The sequence below is a fragment of the Priestia veravalensis genome, assembly GCF_001457055.1.
GTDB lineage: Bacteria > Bacillota > Bacilli > Bacillales > Bacillaceae_H > Priestia > Priestia flexa.
On sequence record NZ_KQ758690.1, the window covers coordinates 1 to 19,947 of the forward strand.

Sequence of the window (19,947 nt, forward strand, 5' to 3'; positions counted from 1 at the left end):
GTTCCATATTGTCATGGATACAATAAGAACGCTCATCTTTTAAGTGAAGGTGTTTGGCAATGGTTTTAGAAAAGCCGATTTTTTCGTCAAACTCACGGAAGATGAATTGGCCAGTATCGGAAGAAAGTTCGCCTCCATCGTGAGTTAATTTGAGTTGGTGATTGAAATGAAGTGTTGTTTGCGGTAATCTAATCATGAGAAGAATCCTTTCTTTTGGTTAGTTCTTAGTCGATTTAACCTTAACAGAAATGGATTCTTTTTTCATTTTTTTAGTGAAAAAGAGAATCCCACAGGAAAGCCGATAAATCGCCTTTCCTGTGGGATTTTGTATTTGGGTATGAATAATTCAGGTGAAATGTTAAGATAATGTAAATTTTTTAGAATCAGCGTTTACACAACATTTATTTTACGTTAATAATTATGTGGGACTTGTAGATGTCTGTCGAAAAATGAGACTGTAGAGATAGGAGTGAAATTCTTTGGAACTAGATGTTCAGAAGATGATATTTGAATTTATCGGTGGCCTCGGGATTTTCCTGTTTGGGATTAAATTCATGGGTGATGGCTTACAAAAGTCAGCTGGAGATAAATTACGCGATATACTAGATCGTTTTACAACCAACCCATTTATGGGTGTGTTAGCAGGGATTTTAGTTACCATACTTATTCAAAGTAGTTCCGGAACGACTGTTATTACCGTAGGGTTAGTAAGTGCTGGTTTTATGAACTTACGCCAAGCCATTGGCGTTATCATGGGAGCGAATATCGGGACAACCGTTACAGCTTTCATTATCGGTATTAAAATTTCAGACTATGCGCTACCGATTTTAGCTGTAGGTGCTCTCATGCTATTCTTCTTTAAAAGCAAGCCAGTTCAAAACTTTGGTCAAATCGTATTTGGCTTTGGGATGTTATTCTTTGGTTTAGAGCTAATGGGCGATGGCATGAAGCCACTTCGTTCCCTTCAAGCGTTTCAAGACTTAACAGTAAGTATGAGTGATAACCCAATTTTAGGTGTTGTCATCGGTACAGTATTTACGGTTATCGTTCAAAGCTCAAGTGCAACAATTGGTATCTTACAGGAGCTATTTGGCCAAGGAGCAATCGATATTTATGCAGCGTTACCGGTATTGTTTGGTGATAATATTGGTACAACTATTACGGCAATTTTAGCATCCATTGGTGCAAGCGTTGCTGCAAGACGCGCAGCGTTAACTCATGTTGTATTTAATATTGTGGGTACAGTAATTTTCTTAATTATTTTACCGTTATTTACTAAAATTATCATCTATCTGCAAGGGGCACTAAGTTTAAATCCAGAAATGACAATTGCATTTGCGCACGGTGCATTTAATATTTCTAACACAATTATTCAGTTCCCATTAATCGGGTTCTTGGCTTATATCGTAACAAAAGTAATTCCTGGAGACGATGCGCTAGTTGACTTTAAACCGAAACATCTAGATCCAGTTTTTATTGAACAATCACCATCAATTGCGTTAGGACAAGCAAAAGAAGAGCTCGTTCGTATGGGGCAATTCTCAACAATTGGATTAGAAGAAGCAAACAATTATTTGAAAACGAAGCAACATAAGCATTCTGATATGGCTTTACAAATTGAAGATGCCATTAACAATTTAGATAAAAAAATTACTAACTATTTAATTTTACTTTCTTCTTCTTCTATGTCAGCTTCAGAAAGTGAAGAGCATTCAATGCTGTTAGACACGGCTCGTGATATTGAACGTATTGGAGATCATTTTGAAAATATCGTAGAGCTTGTTGATTATCAAATTACTAACAAAGTAAAGGTAACATCTGAAGCTAATAAAGATTTAGCAGAAATGTTTGAACTAACAATTTCAACAGTTAAAGAAGCTGTTGCAGCACTAGAGAACAACGATCGTGAAAAAGCTGTTCACGTAATGCAACAAGAAAATCAAATCGACAGCATGGAGCGTTCACTTCGTAAAAAGCATATTTTACGCTTAAACGAAGGTGCTTGCACAGGCTCAGCTGGTATTGTATTTGTTGACATTATTAGTAACTTAGAGCGTATTGGAGATCACGCAGTTAATATTGCAGAAGCAGTGTTAGGAGAAAATCAAAAGAGTGTGACTCAAAAATCTCAATAAGCTAAAAAGAGCGACTCGTTAACGAGTTGCTCTTTTTTATGGAATATTATTATCAAAAAAGTTGTTACAGTGTATACTGTTTGATAATAATAGTAAATAGAGATTGAGATGAAAGGAAACGTGTTAAGTTGGACTTTTTATATTGGACACTCATTGCAATTTGTTTTGTTGTATCATTTATTGGATTAGTCTATCCTATTATTCCAAGCGTACTGTTTGTAGCACTTGGATTTTTATTGTACGGGTTTTTCTATAGTTTTGAACCATATACTTTCTTGTTTGTGCTTATTCAAGGTCTGCTTGTGGCAGCACTTTTTGCCGCTGATTATTTGGCAAATCTAATTGGTGTTAAAAAGTTCGGTGGAACAAAAGCGGGTATTTGGGGAAGCACCATTGGATTGTTGGTTGGTCCATTCTTAATTCCTGGGCTTGGTATATTAATTGGCCCATTTTTAGGGGCGGTGATTGGTGAGTTAGTTGTACACCGTACGAATTTTCAAAATGCTATAAAGATTGGTTTTGGATCGTTAGTTGGCTTTTTCAGCGGTGCTATTTCAAAAGGAATTATACAGGCGGCAATGATTATTTACTTTCTTATCGTTGTTTTATAATAATTTGTTGACTTTTAATTAAAAACATGTTAAATTTTTAATGTCGCTAATAAATGTTATATCGTTCCACAGTAGCTCAGTGGTAGAGCAATCGGCTGTTAACCGATCGGTCGTAGGTTCGAGTCCTACCTGTGGAGCCATGGCGGTGTAGCTCAGCTGGCTAGAGCGTACGGTTCATACCCGTGAGGTCGGGGGTTCGATCCCCTCCGCCGCTATTCCTTTAAGTGACAAAGCATACATACTATTATTCCACAGTAGCTCAGTGGTAGAGCAATCGGCTGTTAACCGATCGGTCGTAGGTTCGAGTCCTACCTGTGGAGCCAAGGACCCTTAGCTCAGCTGGTTAGAGCAGACGGCTCATAACCGTCCGGTCGCAGGTTCGAGTCCTGCAGGGTCCACCATGAAAAGGTTGGAGGAATACCCAAGTCCGGCTGAAGGGATCGGTCTTGAAAACCGACAGGGGTGTTAAAGCCCGCGGGGGTTCGAATCCCTCTTCCTCCGCCATACATATTGTTGATTAATCTTTCTTTACAATTGTGAAGAAAGATTTTTTATTTTGTTTTCAAATAAAATTTTACGTTTAAATAGGATAGACAGTGGGAAACAGGTAAATATAAGTGATGATTAAATGCTTTTTCATTGAAAGCGTAGGTTAAATTTGCTAATCTAAAAACATGAGGTGAGTTTTCTTTCACCAAATTAGGTATATATTTTAAAGGAGGAATTACCCATGGCTTACGAATTACCACAATTACCTTATGCATATGATGCACTTGAACCACACATCGACAAAGAAACGATGAACATTCACCATACGAAACACCATAACACTTACGTTACAAACTTAAACGCAGCAGTAGAAGGAAAAGCTGATTTAGCTTCTAAAAGTGTTGAAGAGTTAATCTCAAATATGGATGCTGTACCAGAAGATATCCGTACAGCAGTACGTAACAATGGTGGTGGACATGCTAACCACTCATTATTCTGGACAATTCTTTGCCCTAACGGTGGCGGCGAGCCAACAGGCGAGTTAGCAGACGCAATTAGCAGTAAGTTTGGAAGCTTTGACGCATTCAAAGATGCATTCGCTAAAGCAGCAACTACACGCTTCGGTTCTGGCTGGGCTTGGTTAGTTGTAAACAACGGTGAATTAGAAGTAACAAGTACACCAAACCAAGATAGCCCACTAATGGAAGGTAAAACACCAATCCTAGGACTAGACGTTTGGGAGCATGCTTACTACTTAAACTACCAAAACCGTCGTCCAGATTACATTTCAGCATTCTTTAATGTAATTAAATGGGACGAAGTTGCAAAACGCTACGCAGCAGCAAAATAATGAGAGAAAAAACCAGTAAAGCAATTATTGCCTTTACTGGTTTTTTTGTTTTCCAATTCTTTTACATATCTCCTTTTCTTTTTCACACACTAGGGGTAGAAGAGAAAAGGAGTTTTTTATATGCCTTTATTAAAAAAAGTTGTTGGAGATGTAGAAGTTAATAAAGATTTATTGTTATTACTTATCATTGGAGGGCTATATGCTTTAGCCATTTCAATTTCAAATTCATTTGTAAACGTGTATTTATGGAAACAAACAGGAGAGTTTTCTGCTTTAGCGATTTATAATTTAGTCATTGTTATCTTTCAGCCATTAACCTTTATTTTAGCAGGAAGGTGGGCTAAAAAAATTGATCGAGTCGTTGTGCTTCGATTAGGTGTTTCGTTTCTATCTGTTTTCTATATCGTGGTGTTGATGGTAGGCGACCGTGCCGATGAATTTTTAATTCTTCTCGGTGCTCTTTTAGGAATAGGGTATGGATTTTATTGGTTAGCATTTAACGTGTTAACGTTTGAAATTACAGAACCTGATACACGGGACTTTTTCAATGGTTTTCTAGGAGTATTAAATTCGTTTGCTGGAATGATTGGACCTCTAGGAGCGGGCTTTATTATTGCTAGCTTATACGAATACATTGGTTATCGTGTGGTCTTTGGCGTTTCACTCCTAATGTTTGTTTGTGCAGTTGTCCTTAGCTTCTTTTTACAAAGACGTCCAGCTGAGGGCGTATATAAATTTAGAGAAGTACTAAGAGAAAGGAAATACAATCGAGACTGGCGCAGAATCTTATATGCACACGTATTTCAAGGAATTAGAGAAGGGACATTCATTTTCGTGGTGTCAGTATTGGTTTTTATTACAACTGACAGTGAACTCGCACTTGGTACGTTTGGGCTGGTAAATTCAGCTGTAGCTTTTGTTGCGTACTATGTTGCTTCTAGGTTTATTAAACAAAAAGACCGCTTAAAGTTTATTTTGGCAGGTGGGATCCTTCTGTATGGTTCAGTCTTTCTATTGTTGTTTAACTTATCATATACAAACCTCATTTTATATGCGATTTGTATCGCAATCGGCTACCCTATTTTGCTGGTACCGTATATGTCCTTAACGTATGATGTGATTGGTCGAGCTAAAGACATTGTTTCTAAACGTATTGAGTATATTGTTGTTCGAGATGTATTCTTAAATATTGGACGCATTATTTCAATTGGCTCTTTTCTCATTGCTGTGGTCTTTTTTAATGAACAGCAAAGTTTACCCATACTGTTAGCTGTTATCGGCGCAGGACACTGTTGTATTTACTTCTGTGTTCGCAACATTTCTCAACCTACGAACAAACACACCCCTAAGTCGGTTACACAGCCAGCTTTAAATGAAGGAGACGGTGAATCTCCAGCATAATGGGGATAGATAATTACTTTGTACTATAGAAATTAGCACAAAATTCTTTTACAATAGACACAGCATAAATAGACACCTTTAAGGTGTCTATTTATTTGCCAAAATGAAAAAATTATGATGAGATTATATATATGTTGATAAATTGTAGGTGAAGAAATGAAAAAGAAAAATAAACGTAAAAGTCATGTCTCGTTTCGGATGAACATTTTATTTCTAGGCATCTTTGCGCTGTTTTCGGTACTGATATTACGTTTAGGTTTAGTACAAATTGTACATGGGGAAAGTTACCAACGTGAAGTTGAGCGTACCGAGGACGTAACCGTTAATACTCCGGTTCCGCGAGGTAGAATGTACGATCGTTATAATCGTGTGATTGTCGACAATACACCTCTAAATGCGATTACATATACGCGCTTCCAAGGTAACACTGCGGAAGAGCGATTGAAAATCGCTCGACAATTAGCAAAGTTAATTGATGTTCCTTACTCAACGGATGCAATTGATGTACCAGAAAAAACAGTGGATGAAAATGCTGAGGACATTGTAAAAATCACAGAGCGTGATTTAAAAGATTATTGGATTATGCTCAATCCAAAAGAAGCTGAAAAGAAAATCAGTGATAGTGACCGAAGTAAAGTAGAAGCGGGAGAAATGACGGATGAAGAGCTTTATAACCGTCAATTAAGCCGCATTACAAAGCGAGATTTACAAACATTAGCTGATGACTTAGAAGTTTTGGCAATTAAAAGACAAATGGAAGCGGGTTATGCCCAAACTCCTCAAATTATTAAGAAAAACGTAACGCCGGCTGAATTTGCTATTGTTAGTGAAAATTTATCGCAGCTTCCAGGTGTTGATACAACCACTTACTGGGAACGCTATTACCCACAAGGCGGTACGCTTCGTACACTTTTAGGGAATGTATCATCAGCCAATGAAGGTCTTCCAAGAGATAAAGTGGACTACTATCTGTCCAGAGGATACAGTCGTAATGATCAAGTCGGTACGAGCTATCTTGAAAAAGAATACGAATCACAGCTTAAAGGTCAAAAAGAGCAGGTTCAATATATAACGGATCGAAGCGGAAATCTTATCGATACCTTACAATTAACTGAAGGGCAGCGCGGAAGTGATTTAGTGTTAACTATTGATATAGAGCTTCAACAAGCAGTAGAAGAAGCTATTACAAAACAATTAATTGAGAAGAAACAAATGTCTGGTACAAGATTTTTAGACCGAGCGTTTGTTGTTATGATGGATCCGAATACGGGTGAAATCCTAACAATGGCAGGTAAGAGATATACAACGGATTCCAAAACAGGTGCTGCTAAAATTGAAGATTTTGCATTAGGGAATTTATCAACTTCATACACGATGGGCTCTGTAGTAAAAGGGGCTACTGTATTAGCAGGGTTAGATTCTGGTGCAATTACAACTAATACAGTCTTTGTCGACGAGCCAATTAAGTTTGCGGGAACGAAAGAAAAGAAATCCTTTAAAAATATGGGACCAATCAATTACTCTACAGCACTAAAACAATCGTCAAACGTATTTATGTTTAAAACGGTTATGGCGATGGCTGATGTGCAGTATCGATATAATGGTTCTTTACCAATTAAAGCAAATACGTTTGCGCAGCTTCGCTCGTACTACAGTCAATTTGGTCTTGGCGTGTCTACTGGTATTGAGCTTGATAATGAAGCGACGGGCTTCCAAGGTGGAAGCAGCATCCCGGGTACAGCTCTTGACTTAGCTATTGGTCAATATGATACGTATACGCCTCTTCAAGTTGTTCAATACGCATCAACAATTGCAAACGGTGGCTATCGTATTAAGCCTCAGATTGTAAAAGAAATTCGGAAACCAACAATTAAAGAAGAAGAAATTGGCGGTGTTGAATACTCGTTCGAAACGCAAGTATTAAACCGAATTACTATGAAGCAGGAATATATTAAAGCTGTACAAAGTGGACTTAAGAGGGTAACTCAAGAGCAAGGTGGAAGTGGATATGCAGCATTTGCAAGCGCTCCTTATAATCCAGCTGGAAAATCTGGTACGGCACAGGCTTATGAGAAAAACCCGAATGGCGGGGATCCAATTGCAGTTAATAATTCTACATTTATCGCTTATGCTCCGGCAGATAACCCAGAAGTAGCAATGGCAGTAGTTGTTCCTTCAGCATTCACACCAAGTAGCCCGAATAATATTACAAAAGAACTTGCTCGTGAATCAATGGATTTATACTTTGATTTAAAGCAAAAGGGTGAAAAGGAAGTAGATGAGCAAGAACAACAGCAACAAGTAATTGATGCAGAAGCTACAAATGCAGAAGAATAGCAAAGAAAAAAGGCGCTGAAACCTCAGCGTCTTTTTTTATATGCTCTTTTTTCTTAAGGGAATAATATTTCTAAATATAAGTAGTAAGAACATAGAATAAAATCCAAAAATAAGAAAAAAGACTGTTGTTTTTCCATTGGTTTAAGTAAAAAGACCTTGATTTACAAAAGCTTTACATTTGCTTAAAACGGAATTAATAGTTGGGCTTTAATGTATAGCTTGTAGGACAAAACAACGAAATGTCGTAGGAGGAATTTGAGAATGAAAAGCTTTAAATTTCTAGCAATGTCAGCAGTAATCGGATCATCAGTTGTGCTAGCAGCATGTGGCGGCGGTCAAGGAAGTGACGCTGGTGACTCAGGTGAACAATTAAAAGGAAATGTGGCAATTGACGGTTCATCTACTGTGTATCCAATTATGGAGGCAGTTGGCGAAGAATATACGGCAACTCAACCTGGAGTTCAAGTATCCGTTGGTTTGTCTGGAACGGGCGGTGGATTTGAAAAATTCACAAAAGGTGAAACGGATTTAAGTAACGCATCTCGTCCAATTAAAGATGAAGAAAAGAAAGCAGCTGAAGAAGGCGGCGTAGACGTTCAAGAGTTTGAACTAGCTTACGACGGACTATCAGTTGTTATCAATAAAGAAAATGATTGGGTTGATCATTTAACAGTTGAAGAACTAGAAAAAATGTGGGTTAACGATGGAAAAGCAAAAAAATGGTCTGATATTCGTGAAGGCTGGCCAGATGAAGAAATTAAATTCTATTCTCCAGGACATGACTCTGGGACATTTGATTACTTTGATGAAGTAATTTTAGATGGAAAAGAAATTACAGAGTCTGCAACATTATCAGAGGATGATAACGTGTTGGTAAACGGTGTAACGGGTGATAAAAACGCAATTGGTTACTTCGGTTACGCGTATTACTCTGAAAACAAAGATAAGTTAAAAGTTGTACCAATTGATGGTGGAAACGGTCCAGTGGAACCAACAAAAGAGACCGTTATGAGCGGTGAATACGCACCATTATCTCGTCCGCTATTTACTTATGCAAGTGTTGGAGCACTAAAAGATAAAGAGCAAGTATATGACTATGTTAAATTTACGCTTGAAAATGCAGGAGAGCTTGCTGAAGAAGTAGGTTATGTGAGCTTAAAAGATGAAGAATATGACGAGCAGTTAAAAACGCTTGAAGGTTTAAAGAAATAGACAAATGAAGATGAGGAGCAGCGCAACGCTTGCTTCTCATCTTTCCATGCGATGGAAGGGAGTTTACTACATTGGCTTTAGCGAATAATGGCAACACTAAGAAGGGTTCGATTCGAGAATTAATAAAGCAAAATAAATCAAAAAAAGGCGCATCAATGATTATAGAGAAAGTGATGCCAATTTTGCTTTTCTGTACGGCTGCTGTATCCGCATTAACAACCGTGGGGATTTTGTTCACATTAATTTTTGAAACAATTATGTTCTTTGAAAGAGTATCTTTTGTTGAGTTTATTACAGGTCAAAAATGGCTTCCGTTTATTGAGAAAGCAGGTAACTTTGGAGTTTTACCACTTGTTACGGGAACGCTATTGATTACTGTAATTGCAATGGTCGTTGCTATTCCAGTTGGATTAGCAGCAGCAATTTTTTTGAGTGAGTACGCGTCGGATCGAACAAGACGTATTATTAAACCGATTTTAGAAGTATTAGCAGGTATCCCAACAATTGTATATGGATTCTTTGCTTTAACATTTGTTACACCGCTTTTAAAAGATGTTATTCCAGATTTAGGGTTATTTAATGCTTTAAGTCCAGGTATTGTAGTTGGTGTCATGATTATTCCTATGATTGCTTCTCTATCAGAAGATGCAATGAGTTCTGTACCTCAATCAATGAGAGAAGGAGCTTTAGCTTTAGGAGCAACACGTTTAGAGGTGGCATTAAAAGTGGTGTTACCAGCAGCTCTGTCAGGAATTATCGCATCGTTTGTACTCGGTATTTCGCGTGCAATTGGTGAAACGATGATTGTTACAGTAGCTGGTGGAGCTACGCCGACAATGGCACTAGACGTAACGGGTTCAATTCAAACGATGACTGCGTATATCGTTCAGGTTGCAACGGGAGATGCAGGGTATGGAACGACTGTTTATTACAGTATCTATGCTGTGGGAATGACGTTATTCGTCTTTACACTCATTATGAACCTACTAGCTCAGTTTATTACAAAGCGCTTTAGGGAGGAGTACTAATTATGTACGTGGATCGCGAGCAAGTACAACAACGTATGCATGGGCGGTTATTAAAAAATAGTATTTTAAGGTTCATTTTTTTCTGTGCAACGATTTTTGGATTAGCAGTTCTGGGTATGCTTTTATATCGGGTATTGACTCAAGGATTAGGCTGGCTTGATGCAGGTTTTTTACAAAACTTTGCATCGAGAAGACCAGAAGATGCTGGAGTTAAAGCGGCACTAGTTGGCTCCTTATGGCTGATGGCTGTCATTGCACCAGTATCATTGATTTTAGGAGTAGGAACAGCGCTTTATTTGGAAGAGTACGCAAAGAAAAATAAATTTAATGATTTCATTAAATTAAACATTTCTAACTTAGCAGGTGTACCTTCAATTGTGTTTGGATTATTGGGATTAACCATTTTTGTTCGTGAGTTATCGTTAGGAAGAAGTATTTTAGCAGCTGGATTAACAATGAGTTTGTTAATCTTACCGGTTATTGTAGTAGCGGCACAGGAAGCCATTAGGTCAGTGCCAACTCATTTACGTGAAGCTTCGTTTGGAATGGGAGCAACTAAGTGGCAAACGATTTACCGTGTGGTACTGCCGGCAGCAATCCCTGGTATTTTAACAGGAAGCATTTTAGCTTTATCAAGAGCGGTAGGGGAAACAGCACCGCTTGTAGTAGTTGGCTTGCCTACATTCATTGCCTTCTTGCCAGCTGGTGTATTAGATACCGCAACGGCTTTACCGATGCAAATTTATAACTGGACGAGTCGACCGCAAGCAGACTTCCAAAGCGTAGCAGCAGCAGGAATTATCGTGTTATTAGTGTTCTTAATTGTAATGAACTCCATTGCTGTATTTATTCGTAACAAATTTCAAAAGCGTTATTAAGCTTAATTGAATGATGATAGTAGGATGAAGGAGGAGCTTTCCATGACAATCACAATCGATCAAAAAATGACAGGGGAAAATACAAATCCCATTAACAAACCAAAAGAAATTGTTTATAAAACAAAAGGTTTAAACTTATGGTACGGAGAAAATCAAGCGTTAAAAAACATTGATTTAGATATTCATGAAAATGAAGTAACAGCCATTATTGGTCCATCAGGATGCGGGAAATCTACGTATATTAAAACGTTAAATCGAATGGTTGAAATGAGTCCAAATGTAAAAACGTCTGGTGAAATTGAATATCGTGGACAAAATATCTTTAATAAGTCATATCGAGTAGAAGAGCTTCGTACACAAGTAGGAATGGTTTTTCAAAAGCCAAACCCATTCCCAAAATCAATTTATGATAATATAGCTTATGGACCACGTATTCACGGCATTCGCAATAAAAAAATTTTAGATGAAATTGTGGAAAAAAGCCTACGCGGTGCGGCAATTTGGGACGAAGTAAAGGACCGCTTAAATCAAAATGCTTATGGGTTATCAGGTGGTCAACAGCAGCGTTTATGCATTGCTAGATGTTTGGCAATTGAACCAGACGTAATCTTAATGGATGAACCAACGTCTGCTCTTGATCCAATCTCAACGTTAAAAGTGGAAGAGCTTGTTCAAGAACTGAAGAAGGAATTCAGTATCATTATCGTAACGCATAATATGCAGCAGGCTGCACGTATTTCAGATAAAACAGCATTTTTCTTAAATGGAGAAGTTGTTGAGTTTGCAGAGACTGATCGAATTTTCTCAAACCCATCTGATAGACGAACAGAAGACTATATTACAGGACGTTTTGGTTAATAGTTGATCAATTAAGAGGAGATGGACTACATGGTTGTACGTGAAAAGTTTCATGCTGATTTAAAAATTTTACGTGAAAAGCTTTTAGAGATTGGTCGGTTAACAGAAGAGGCGTTAGCAAAAGCTATTGAAGCTTTACAAACGCAAAATGTCGATTTAGCGCTAGAGATTATTGATGGTGACACGGAAATTGATCAACTTGAAGAAGAGATTAATGACTTAGCTATTCTATTGCTTGCAAAACAGCAGCCAGTTGCCACTGATTTAAGAAGAGTTATTGTAGCTATTAAGATTGCTTCTGACGTTGAGCGTATGGCAGACTTTGCAGTGAACATCGCTAAATCAGCAATTCGAATTGGAAAAGAAGACTTAATTAAGCCGCTAGAGCATGTGAAAAAGATGCATGCTATTTCAATTGAAATGCTTAGCTTGTCATTAAAGGCATATCATGAAGAGGACCTAACCCTTGCTAAAAAAGTTGCTGAAATGGATGATGAAGTAGATGAGCTTTACGGAATTACCATTAAAGAGCTGCTTAACCTTGCGAAAGAAAAGCAAGAAGCTATGAATCAAATTACGCAGCTGTTATTTATTGCTCGTTACCTGGAAAGAATGGCAGATCATACAACAAACGTAGCAGAAAGCGTATTTTACTTAGTAAAAGGAAAACGCTATGACTTAAATGAATAACAAAATAAGAAGCGCTCAGCTAATGCTGGGCGCTTCTTATTTTGTTAAAGTGTTAACAATTTGCTCTAAACTCATATTCGATGTAAGCGTATAGGTACCAACTTGGAATTTTGTGCTCGCATTTTTTTGAGCAACGAGATTCTCAAATTCATCTGTCGAATCAATAATATGATTGTTTACTAATGTATGTGCAATATCTAAACTAGACATTCCTGCTTTTATAGAGATTGATACTTCACTTGTTTTAGATTTAGTCTCTTGCTTCTCAAAAGCAGGTTTTAATGAATCTTCGTATTCTTTCTTTTTAATTAATACATACTGGTGGTCCTCTGCATAAGCATGTAGATCAGCATCGCTAATTTTCAAAGAAGTAGCGTTTTTCTCTTGAATAACATAAACGACAGCTAAAATTGAAGTGGCTGTTAATATCCCAATAGCAAATCCTCGTATCGTTAAACTATTCATGGCGATTTACTCCTTGTACGTTAAGCAGTCGTTTTACGTCTTCTTTATGAAGATGCTGCTGGTTTGGAGGTAGAGCATTAGCATGGGCCGAATGAGTTGCTGTATCAGGATCTTCGTCAGATAATAGGGCTTCTTCTAACAAATCTAAGCGCTTAGTGGTTTGATATTGATCTTGTAGAACAGTCAATGAAAGGTGCTCTAGCTGTTTTTCTACGGATTGTATTTTTGTTTCCTTTAAAAAAGAAAATAAAAGTAAAAATAGGGAAAGTGCAATTAGGGTAATAAAAGCATATAACATGTGGTTCACCTCTTACAAAAGATAAAATCAATCTATGATACCATAAATCGACAAATTGTGTTTATTGTTACAGTTTTTTCTTAGTGGTAATATGACAATAAGTATATCTTAAGTAAAGTGGTGAGGCTTTGAAGACAAAAGTAAATGAATTGGATGTATGCGTTGTAAATCGAGTAAACGCTTCAGCTTTGTATGTACATTGGTCTTTTTCTGACGCTATTCAGGAAATGGTGGAAAAGATGTATCAAAAGAAATGGAATGATCTGGCATTTGCTCTGTGTATTTATGATGTAACCGGTCTTAGCGTCACATTTGATGGGCATCAATCAAAGCGTCATACGCTTTTAGAGGTGTACAGCAATCAGACAGAAGCATTCTTAAAAGATATGGATACGAACTGTACATATGTTGTAGATGTGGGCGTATACGAACACCATTTCTTTGCACTGATACGTTCAAGTAGAGTTCAGCTGGGAACAAGTATAGAACCTAAGCAATTGGATCAAACGAAGTGGTCCTGGAGTGAAAATGCACCGCAAACGGATTATGTTCATGATGACTGCTTTAGCACGTATTCTTATTATACAAATGAGTGGAACAAGGTGAATCAAAGTGATGAATGACTTTAATTGCCTAGTAATTAATATGGAAGACCCAGTCTATGACATGGTTCATTGGAGTGAAGCGAATGAAAAAGCATTATTTGAGCATTTAGTTAGAAAGTATCTCCCACTTGTACATTACATTCAAAATAATGGCTTAAAAGGTGCTTCAATTATTCTCTCTTCTTTAATTTTAGGAATTTTGGATCATAATGGCTTTAATCAACGATTTAATCACTTCATACAACGTCAAGGTCAATTTGTTGATACTCTGAAGCAGTGGGATGGAAGATTGCTTGACGCGTTAAAGTATTATCAGGATGAACAAATTATAGAGTGTATAGCAATACCTATAACTACGAGGTGTCCATCCCTATTAAAAACATCTAAAGGATACCATTTACAGATTAGCCTTGCAATTGAGCTATTTAATAAATACCTGGGGCAAAGGCCTAAAGGGTTTTACTTGCCAAATGGAGATTATACGTATGAAATTGATAAGTTATTGAAAGCGCATAACGTTGAATATAGTTGTATTGAGGTACAGCACGACTACGGAGTCAATCTGTATACTTCATCAAGCGGTATATTCCTTCTTAAGCATGACGCGCTATTACCTGTCATTTCAAAAAGTGACACAGGTTTACGAAGTTTAAAGGATGGAAAGCTACTATATCAATGTGTAAAAGATATAAACAATCAACAGAAATTAGTGAAGATTTCACCTAAGCATGAGTCATCTAGATATAATCAACCAATCACAGAGGAAAACAGCTGGTTTTATAAGACGATGCAGCAGACAGAAGTAAAGTTAAGCAAGGTTAATAATAAACTGCATAAACTTGAGAGGAAAAAAGAATTAGCGCATACATGGATTATCTTGGCGTCTAGCGAGTGGTTAATTCACTCCAAAGATGACTATAACCGGCAGTTAAAATTATTTAACCAGTTATGTCATGTTGAAGAACAAAAAGTAATGAAGAATGAATATTTACAATGGGTTCCCGATGTGGTGAAAGAATGCGGGATTGCTTATAAAGAGACCAAGAAAGATATCTCCTTATATTTACCGGGAAATATGTCGATTTTAATGCTAGCTTGGGAATATCCACCCCTTGTTATCGGAGGGTTAGCTCGACATGTTTTTGATTTATCCAGAGCTTTGGCGAAATCTGGCCACTATGTGGTCGTTATTACCGCATTTGTAGAAGGGCTACCTTTGTATGAATGTATGTATGGTGTTCATGTCTATCGAGTAAAAAGTTTGCAACCTCATCATGCTGACTTTCTTACGTGGGTAAATAGTTTAAATGTAGCGATGGCATTAGAAGGTATTCGTTTAGCAGCAGCTACGCCGTTTCAAGTAATTCATGCTCATGATTGGTTGGTTGGTACAGCAGCACAGGGTATCGCTAGCCATGTGAAAAAACCGCTCATTACAACAATACATGCAACAGAGCATGGACGGAATAATGGCATTCATAATGAAATGCAGCAAAGAATTCACCAGCGTGAAGAAGAGCTTGTTCATGAGTCCACAGCCATTATTGTATGCAGTACCTATATGAAAAAAGAAATAATGGAATTGTTTAATATAGAGCCAGAGCGCATTTCAATTTTTCCAAACGGCATTGATCAGCACATGGTTGCTAGTGTCGTTAATCGTTCAAAAGAAGTAGCGGTCAAAGGAAAGTTTAAGCTGCGAAATGCACCTATCTTCTTTTCAATTGGTCGCATTGTTTATGAAAAAGGCTTTCAGCTTTTAATTCAAGCTGCAGAATACTTTAAACAGGTAGATATTGATATTCAGTTCATTATTGCGGGTAAAGGGCCCCTCTTGCATGAATTTCAACAACAAATTAAAAATCGAAACCTAGATCAGTATATTAAATTTATTGGCTATATTACGGATGAAGAACGAAACTGCTTGCTACACTTAAGTACCGGAGTAATCTTCCCAAGTCTTTATGAACCATTTGGTATTGTAGCATTAGAAGGAATGGTGGCGAAAAAACCTACAATTGTTTCTGAAACGGGTGGTTTAAAAGATATCGTTAATCATAGGGTAACCGGACTTACGTTCAAACCTGGGGTTGTCGAAGAGTTAATTCATTGCGTTTTCACTGTGATCACAGATTCACAACTGATTCAAGAAATTAGTGAAAAAGGGTATGTTGAGGCAACTACGATGTTTAGTTGGGAACAAATTGCACTGGATACAAGCGCATTGTTTCAAGATCAAATCAAACAGAGTAAAAGGAGGAAGGAAAAGCGTTGAAAGCCATTATACTTGCTGGTGGTAGAGGAACGCGTTTACAGCCGTTAACAAACGACGTTCCAAAACCGATGCTTCCACTCTATGAATATCCTGTTATCGAATATATAGTTGAACTCTTAAAAAAGTATGGAATTAATGAAATTGGCATTACGCTACAGTATCTACCCGAACAGATTATGAATTACTTTGGAGATGGAAAGAAGTGGGGGGTCTCAATTACTTATTTTATTGAAGAGATGCCTCTTGGAACAGCGGGGGGAGTCAAAAAAGCAGATTGGTTTATTGAAGAAGAATGCATCATCATTAGTGGCGATGCTGTAACGGATTTAAATCTAGCTAACGTCATTGCGTTTCATCGTCAACATCAAAGTGAAATGACAATTGTGACGAAGCTTGTGCCAGATGTTACACATTACGGACTCGTATCTGCGAATGACAAAAATGAGGTCACGCGTTTTATTGAAAAGCCAAAGCAATACGAAGCAACTGGAAACTTAATTAATACTGGTATTTATGTAATTCATAAATCAATTTTAAACAGTATTAGCCGTGAAGGAGCAGTTGACTTTAGCTTTGATGTTATTCCCGCACTGTTAAAGAATAATCGTAAAGTCTATCATTATACAACCGCAAACTATTGGATTGATATCGGGCAGCTTCATCATTATAGGCAGGCACATTATGATTTATATGAAAAATTGTTTGGTTCTAATAGTTTGAACCATATTTCAGACACTGCTGTTATTGCAGAGGATGTGAAGGTCATTCCTCCTGTTTATATTGGAGAAGAGGTACAAATCAGATCGGGATGTACAATTGGTCCGTGGGCTGTTATCGGGAAAAACAGTCACATTAATAGTAACGCAACAATTCGAAAAAGTGTTTTGATGAATGATGTTATTGTAAAAAAGAACTGCTTTTTATATGATGTTGCGTTGGAACACGGGATGATTCTTGAAAGAGAAAGTGTGCTTTTAAACGATAAAGCCGAAAGCGGAGCCGTCGCGCGTGTGTTTGATGTGAAGACTAAGCCTCTTTTTAGTATCGCAAAGTTTATGAATCAATTTTCACTTAGAGTGCAAAAACAAAAGAAAGAATTTTAGAAAAATAATCTTTATAAGGAATTTATTAGTTGAAAAATACTCGCTTTACCTTGTATTAGAGATGAAAAGAAATAATATAATCAAAAATTAACTGTGTTAGTTAGAAAAACAGACTGGCATTCCGAAGTAAAAAATGATATTATAGTAAAGTCTGATTTATGTTTATAATGTTTGGAGGGAAAATAGATGCGCGTAAACGTTACATTAGCTTGTACTGAAACTGGTGATCGTAACTACATCACAACTAAAAATAAGCGTAACAACCCAGATCGTCTTGAGTTGAAAAAATATAGCCCAAGACTTAAAAAAGTAACACTTCACCGTGAAACTAAGTAAGCAGTAGGAGAATATTCCTGCTGTTTTTTTTATATAAATATCAGTGTGAGGAGTGAAAAGATGAATAAAGCGGACATGCGACGTAAAATGAAGCAGACGTTATTGAACTTATCGACAGCAGGTACATACAATGCAAAATCCATGTTGATTACAAAGCGGCTCTTAGATACTACCTGGTGGAAAGATGCTGATGTAATTGCAATAACGATTTCTAGAGGACAAGAAGTAGATACAAAACGACTAATTGAAACAGCTTGGTCTCAAGGAAAAACTATCGCTGTTCCAAAGTGCATTTCCGAGCAAAATGAAATGATTTTTCGGAAAATTACATCTTTCTCTCAGCTAGAAGTTGTATATTTTAATTTGCAGGAACCAATTGAATTACAAACAGAGCTTATTAAAAAGAGTGAAATTGATCTCATTCTTGTACCAGGTGTCGTATTTAGTTCAAATGGTTATCGAATTGGATATGGAGGAGGCTATTATGATCGCTTTCTCGTCGATTATGAACAAATGAAGGTAAGCTTGGCTTTTCATGAACAAATCGTACAACGTGTACCGGTTGAATCCCATGATATCCCGGTGGACGCTATTATTACAGATGAGGAGATTATACATTGTGCTCATAAATAGTTTTCTTATTTATGTAATCATTTGTTTTGTATCCTTTATAGGATATGTACTTAGTGTTTTGTCAAGGTCAGGTGCCATTATGGCTGCTGCTGTTGGTATTAGCATTTATATTGGTTTTGAATTAAAAGGTCTATTACTGTTAGGGATGTTTTTTGGAACATCTACGTTTTTTAGTCAATATAAAAAAGTCAAAAAGAAACTAGTGGAAGAAAAAGTAGCTAAGCATGATCAGCGTGATCATATACAGGTAGCTGCAAATGGTGGGGTTGCAGCGCTGAGTGCTCTTTTATTCTTTAGCTTTGAATCCCACGTCTTTTTAATGATGTTTGCCGTTAGTTTAGCAGCGGCTAATGCCGATACGTGGGCTTCTGAAATTGGCGTATTAAGTAAAAAAAAACCAGTCTTTATTTTAACCTTTAAACAGGTAGATCCAGGAACGTCAGGAGCCATTTCGATACTTGGAACAGCAGCGGGTATCGGTGGATCTTTGATTATTGCAGCTACTGCTTTCTATGCTTTTCCCGAGTTATCAATTATAGAGTGCTTATTTATTAGTATGTTTGGCTTTTTAGGAAACCTTATTGATACGTTTTTAGGAGCGACAATTCAGCTAAGATACCGCTGTTCGGTCTGTTTTTTGCAAACTGAAAAAGAACAGCACTGTGGGATTCCAACTCTTTATGAAAAGGGATGGAATTACTGCAATAATGACGCTGTTAACTTGTTATCCGTTATGTTTGCTACAATTCTTGGAGGGATTTTTTTTATCTTATGTAAAGCCACGGGATAAAGTAGGTTAAACTGTGCATGCTAAATCGTAAGGAGGTTTAGCGAAATGAAACGTTTTATAGGATGGCTTAGTGTACTTTTAATCGGTTATGTTGTATATCAAATAAGATATCGTTTAGTTAACGTGTTTTTTCGTAATTCGTTTTTACGTAGCTTAGCAGTTCGTTCATTTTTTAATATGCCTTACGTGCGGGAGCGTTTAATGAATCAAGTGTTTCGCTAAATGCAACGCATAATAAAAGCACTTTATAAGTCCACTTATAAAGTGCTTTTATTATGCAGAGAAAAGATTGATTTTTTAAGGGTTTTTTGCGATGGTAATAAAGAGAAAATAATAGGGGGTGCATAATGGATGTCAGCCATGCAAGATTATTATTATTGGTCCTTGGTTCATGCAGTACAACATAATAAAGAATGTTCGATTATACATACGAATCGTGATGGAACAGAAGTGTGGTTTGATTGTAAAGTACACGGTGAAAAAACAACGTTTCGAGTGGCGCGTAAAAGCTTTAGCTGGGAGAACGATCTTCAAAAAGATCAAGTGCTAGCGTTCGAGCGTGCTGAGGGACTACGAAAGCAACGGTTTCAGCGTAGAATAATCTTTCATAATATATCACTAGTGTTGCATTAATTTAAATTAACTATTAAAAAGACTCAAAATCTTCAATTTTATTATTTTAGGCAAACAAAAAGTCCTTTATAATGGAAATAGATGGTGGTAACCCGTCCAAATCCACTAATAAAGGACCAAACTTATGGACAAGATTACACGAAAAACTTCATTTGGACAATGGTTTTCACCAATTAATCTTCAATTATTAGAAGATAACGTGAAAACATTGAAATTAGATTACTATACGAAAAAATTAACGACAGAATCATTCCTTAAATTATTACTTTTTGCACAGCTAGTAGAAATTGAAAGTCTACATGCATTGGGCGATAGCCTTT

22 protein-coding genes and 5 tRNA genes are annotated in these 19,947 nt (G+C 37.1%); 24 read left to right on the plus strand and 3 right to left on the minus strand.

Annotated elements, in window-relative coordinates; genetic code table 11:
• The coding region (locus tag AS180_RS17630) for a transposase (protein WP_175384189.1) at positions 1 to 196 on the minus strand (196 nt) is incomplete at its 3' end.
• A 283-nt stretch (positions 197 to 479) separates the two neighbouring features.
• Here AS180_RS17630 and AS180_RS17635 point away from each other — a divergent pair.
• From AS180_RS17635 to phoU, 15 genes are all read left to right on the plus strand, one after another.
• A complete protein-coding gene (locus AS180_RS17635) occupies positions 480 to 2,135 on the plus strand; it encodes a Na/Pi cotransporter family protein (protein ID WP_025911591.1) in 1,656 nt (551 codons plus the stop codon).
• Between the two features lie 128 nt (positions 2,136 to 2,263).
• Positions 2,264 to 2,746: a DUF456 domain-containing protein gene (locus AS180_RS17640; RefSeq protein ID WP_025911590.1), complete on the plus strand. Its 483-nt coding sequence runs from the start codon at positions 2,264 to 2,266 to the stop codon at positions 2,744 to 2,746.
• Between the two features lie 65 nt (positions 2,747 to 2,811).
• A tRNA-Asn gene (locus AS180_RS17645) sits at positions 2,812 to 2,886 on the plus strand.
• Between the two features lies 1 nt (position 2,887).
• A tRNA-Met gene (locus AS180_RS17650) sits at positions 2,888 to 2,961 on the plus strand.
• A 33-nt stretch (positions 2,962 to 2,994) separates the two neighbouring features.
• Positions 2,995 to 3,069, plus strand: a tRNA-Asn gene (locus AS180_RS17655).
• Between the two features lies 1 nt (position 3,070).
• Positions 3,071 to 3,147, plus strand: a tRNA-Ile gene (locus tag AS180_RS17660).
• 10 nt (positions 3,148 to 3,157) lie between these two features.
• Positions 3,158 to 3,250, plus strand: a tRNA-Ser gene (locus AS180_RS17665).
• A gap of 226 nt (positions 3,251 to 3,476) precedes the next feature.
• The gene (gene sodA / locus AS180_RS17670; RefSeq protein WP_025911589.1) at positions 3,477 to 4,085 is read left to right on the plus strand and encodes a superoxide dismutase SodA; all 609 of its coding nucleotides are present in this window, start codon (positions 3,477 to 3,479) and stop codon (positions 4,083 to 4,085) included.
• Positions 4,086 to 4,205: 120 nt separating this feature from the next.
• Positions 4,206 to 5,486, plus strand: a complete 1,281-nt coding sequence (locus AS180_RS17675; RefSeq protein WP_025911588.1) for an MFS transporter — start codon at positions 4,206 to 4,208, stop codon at positions 5,484 to 5,486.
• A 156-nt stretch (positions 5,487 to 5,642) separates the two neighbouring features.
• Positions 5,643 to 7,823: a peptidoglycan D,D-transpeptidase FtsI family protein gene (locus tag AS180_RS17680; protein ID WP_062687219.1), complete on the plus strand. Its 2,181-nt coding sequence runs from the start codon at positions 5,643 to 5,645 to the stop codon at positions 7,821 to 7,823.
• A 261-nt stretch (positions 7,824 to 8,084) separates the two neighbouring features.
• Complete coding sequence (locus AS180_RS17685) at positions 8,085 to 9,035, plus strand: PstS family phosphate ABC transporter substrate-binding protein (protein WP_062687220.1); 951 nt, start codon at positions 8,085 to 8,087, stop codon at positions 9,033 to 9,035.
• 71 nt (positions 9,036 to 9,106) lie between these two features.
• On the plus strand, positions 9,107 to 10,063 hold the full coding sequence (gene pstC / locus AS180_RS17690; protein ID WP_051567222.1) for a phosphate ABC transporter permease subunit PstC: 957 nt from the start codon (positions 9,107 to 9,109) through the stop codon (positions 10,061 to 10,063).
• 2 nt (positions 10,064 to 10,065) lie between these two features.
• The gene (pstA, locus tag AS180_RS17695) at positions 10,066 to 10,941 is read left to right on the plus strand and encodes a phosphate ABC transporter permease PstA (RefSeq protein ID WP_175384216.1); all 876 of its coding nucleotides are present in this window, start codon (positions 10,066 to 10,068) and stop codon (positions 10,939 to 10,941) included.
• 42 nt (positions 10,942 to 10,983) lie between these two features.
• On the plus strand, positions 10,984 to 11,799 hold the full coding sequence (gene pstB / locus AS180_RS17700; RefSeq protein WP_062687222.1) for a phosphate ABC transporter ATP-binding protein PstB: 816 nt from the start codon (positions 10,984 to 10,986) through the stop codon (positions 11,797 to 11,799).
• A gap of 30 nt (positions 11,800 to 11,829) precedes the next feature.
• Positions 11,830 to 12,489 carry a phosphate signaling complex protein PhoU gene (gene phoU / locus AS180_RS17705; protein ID WP_025911582.1) on the plus strand — a complete coding sequence of 220 codons (660 nt, stop codon included), beginning with the start codon at positions 11,830 to 11,832 and terminating at the stop codon, positions 12,487 to 12,489.
• A gap of 36 nt (positions 12,490 to 12,525) precedes the next feature.
• Here phoU and AS180_RS17710 read toward each other — a convergent pair whose 3' ends face one another.
• On the minus strand, positions 12,526 to 12,954 hold the full coding sequence (locus AS180_RS17710; RefSeq protein WP_025911580.1) for an endolytic transglycosylase MltG: 429 nt from the start codon (positions 12,952 to 12,954) through the stop codon (positions 12,526 to 12,528).
• Entirely contained in the window at positions 12,947 to 13,252 is a 306-nt protein-coding gene (locus AS180_RS17715; protein ID WP_025911579.1) for a hypothetical protein, read from the minus strand. Before AS180_RS17715 ends, AS180_RS17710 begins: the two co-directional genes overlap by 8 nt.
• Before the next feature lie 128 nt (positions 13,253 to 13,380).
• On the opposite strand from AS180_RS17715, the gene AS180_RS17720 reads away from it, so the two are divergent.
• From AS180_RS17720 to AS180_RS17755, 9 genes are all read left to right on the plus strand, one after another.
• A complete protein-coding gene (locus tag AS180_RS17720; protein WP_025911577.1) occupies positions 13,381 to 13,875 on the plus strand; it encodes a DUF4912 domain-containing protein in 495 nt (164 codons plus the stop codon).
• The gene (locus AS180_RS17725; RefSeq protein WP_025911576.1) at positions 13,868 to 16,132 is read left to right on the plus strand and encodes a glycosyltransferase; all 2,265 of its coding nucleotides are present in this window, start codon (positions 13,868 to 13,870) and stop codon (positions 16,130 to 16,132) included. Before AS180_RS17720 ends, AS180_RS17725 begins: the two co-directional genes overlap by 8 nt.
• Entirely contained in the window at positions 16,129 to 17,235 is a 1,107-nt protein-coding gene (locus tag AS180_RS17730; RefSeq protein WP_025911575.1) for a sugar phosphate nucleotidyltransferase, read from the plus strand. The genes AS180_RS17725 and AS180_RS17730 overlap by 4 nt, the downstream gene beginning before the upstream one ends.
• Positions 17,236 to 17,421: 186 nt before the next feature.
• Positions 17,422 to 17,571, plus strand: coding sequence for a 50S ribosomal protein L33 (gene rpmG, locus AS180_RS17735; protein ID WP_013059189.1), 150 nt, complete (start codon positions 17,422 to 17,424; stop codon positions 17,569 to 17,571).
• Between the two features lie 60 nt (positions 17,572 to 17,631).
• Positions 17,632 to 18,204 (plus strand): 5-formyltetrahydrofolate cyclo-ligase, encoded by a 573-nt coding sequence (locus AS180_RS17740; RefSeq protein ID WP_025911572.1) that lies wholly within the window; start codon positions 17,632 to 17,634, stop codon positions 18,202 to 18,204.
• Positions 18,173 to 18,994 carry a DUF92 domain-containing protein gene (locus AS180_RS17745; RefSeq protein WP_226372991.1) on the plus strand — a complete coding sequence of 274 codons (822 nt, stop codon included), beginning with the start codon at positions 18,173 to 18,175 and terminating at the stop codon, positions 18,992 to 18,994. The genes AS180_RS17740 and AS180_RS17745 overlap by 32 nt, the downstream gene beginning before the upstream one ends.
• 45 nt (positions 18,995 to 19,039) lie before the next feature.
• Positions 19,040 to 19,216 carry a hypothetical protein gene (locus AS180_RS23305; protein ID WP_167556106.1) on the plus strand — a complete coding sequence of 59 codons (177 nt, stop codon included), beginning with the start codon at positions 19,040 to 19,042 and terminating at the stop codon, positions 19,214 to 19,216.
• A 129-nt stretch (positions 19,217 to 19,345) separates the two neighbouring features.
• Positions 19,346 to 19,627, plus strand: a complete 282-nt coding sequence (locus tag AS180_RS17750; RefSeq protein WP_062687223.1) for a hypothetical protein — start codon at positions 19,346 to 19,348, stop codon at positions 19,625 to 19,627.
• A 124-nt stretch (positions 19,628 to 19,751) separates the two neighbouring features.
• Positions 19,752 to 19,947: DUF4372 domain-containing protein (locus AS180_RS17755; RefSeq protein WP_139109177.1), on the plus strand; the 196-nt coding region annotated here is incomplete at its 3' end.

What these genes read in the sequence shown, in the direction of transcription:
- AS180_RS17715 (WP_025911579.1), bottom strand. Translation starts at nt 13,252, where the DNA reads ATGTTATATGCTTTTATTACCCTAATTGCACTTTCCCTATTTTTACTT.
- AS180_RS23305 (WP_167556106.1), top strand. Translation starts at nt 19,040, where the DNA reads ATGAAACGTTTTATAGGATGGCTTAGTGTACTTTTAATCGGTTATGTT.
- pstA (WP_175384216.1), top strand. Translation starts at nt 10,066, where the DNA reads ATGTACGTGGATCGCGAGCAAGTACAACAACGTATGCATGGGCGGTTA.
- AS180_RS17685 (WP_062687220.1), top strand. Translation starts at nt 8,085, where the DNA reads ATGAAAAGCTTTAAATTTCTAGCAATGTCAGCAGTAATCGGATCATCA.
- AS180_RS17725 (WP_025911576.1), top strand. Translation starts at nt 13,868, where the DNA reads ATGAATGACTTTAATTGCCTAGTAATTAATATGGAAGACCCAGTCTAT.
- AS180_RS17745 (WP_226372991.1), top strand. Translation starts at nt 18,173, where the DNA reads ATGAGGAGATTATACATTGTGCTCATAAATAGTTTTCTTATTTATGTA.
- pstB (WP_062687222.1), top strand. Translation starts at nt 10,984, where the DNA reads ATGACAATCACAATCGATCAAAAAATGACAGGGGAAAATACAAATCCC.
- rpmG (WP_013059189.1), top strand. Translation starts at nt 17,422, where the DNA reads ATGCGCGTAAACGTTACATTAGCTTGTACTGAAACTGGTGATCGTAAC.
- AS180_RS17710 (WP_025911580.1), bottom strand. Translation starts at nt 12,954, where the DNA reads ATGAATAGTTTAACGATACGAGGATTTGCTATTGGGATATTAACAGCC.
- AS180_RS17675 (WP_025911588.1), top strand. Translation starts at nt 4,206, where the DNA reads ATGCCTTTATTAAAAAAAGTTGTTGGAGATGTAGAAGTTAATAAAGAT.
- AS180_RS17750 (WP_062687223.1), top strand. Translation starts at nt 19,346, where the DNA reads ATGTCAGCCATGCAAGATTATTATTATTGGTCCTTGGTTCATGCAGTA.
- sodA (WP_025911589.1), top strand. Translation starts at nt 3,477, where the DNA reads ATGGCTTACGAATTACCACAATTACCTTATGCATATGATGCACTTGAA.
- AS180_RS17740 (WP_025911572.1), top strand. Translation starts at nt 17,632, where the DNA reads ATGAATAAAGCGGACATGCGACGTAAAATGAAGCAGACGTTATTGAAC.
- phoU (WP_025911582.1), top strand. Translation starts at nt 11,830, where the DNA reads ATGGTTGTACGTGAAAAGTTTCATGCTGATTTAAAAATTTTACGTGAA.
- AS180_RS17680 (WP_062687219.1), top strand. Translation starts at nt 5,643, where the DNA reads ATGAAAAAGAAAAATAAACGTAAAAGTCATGTCTCGTTTCGGATGAAC.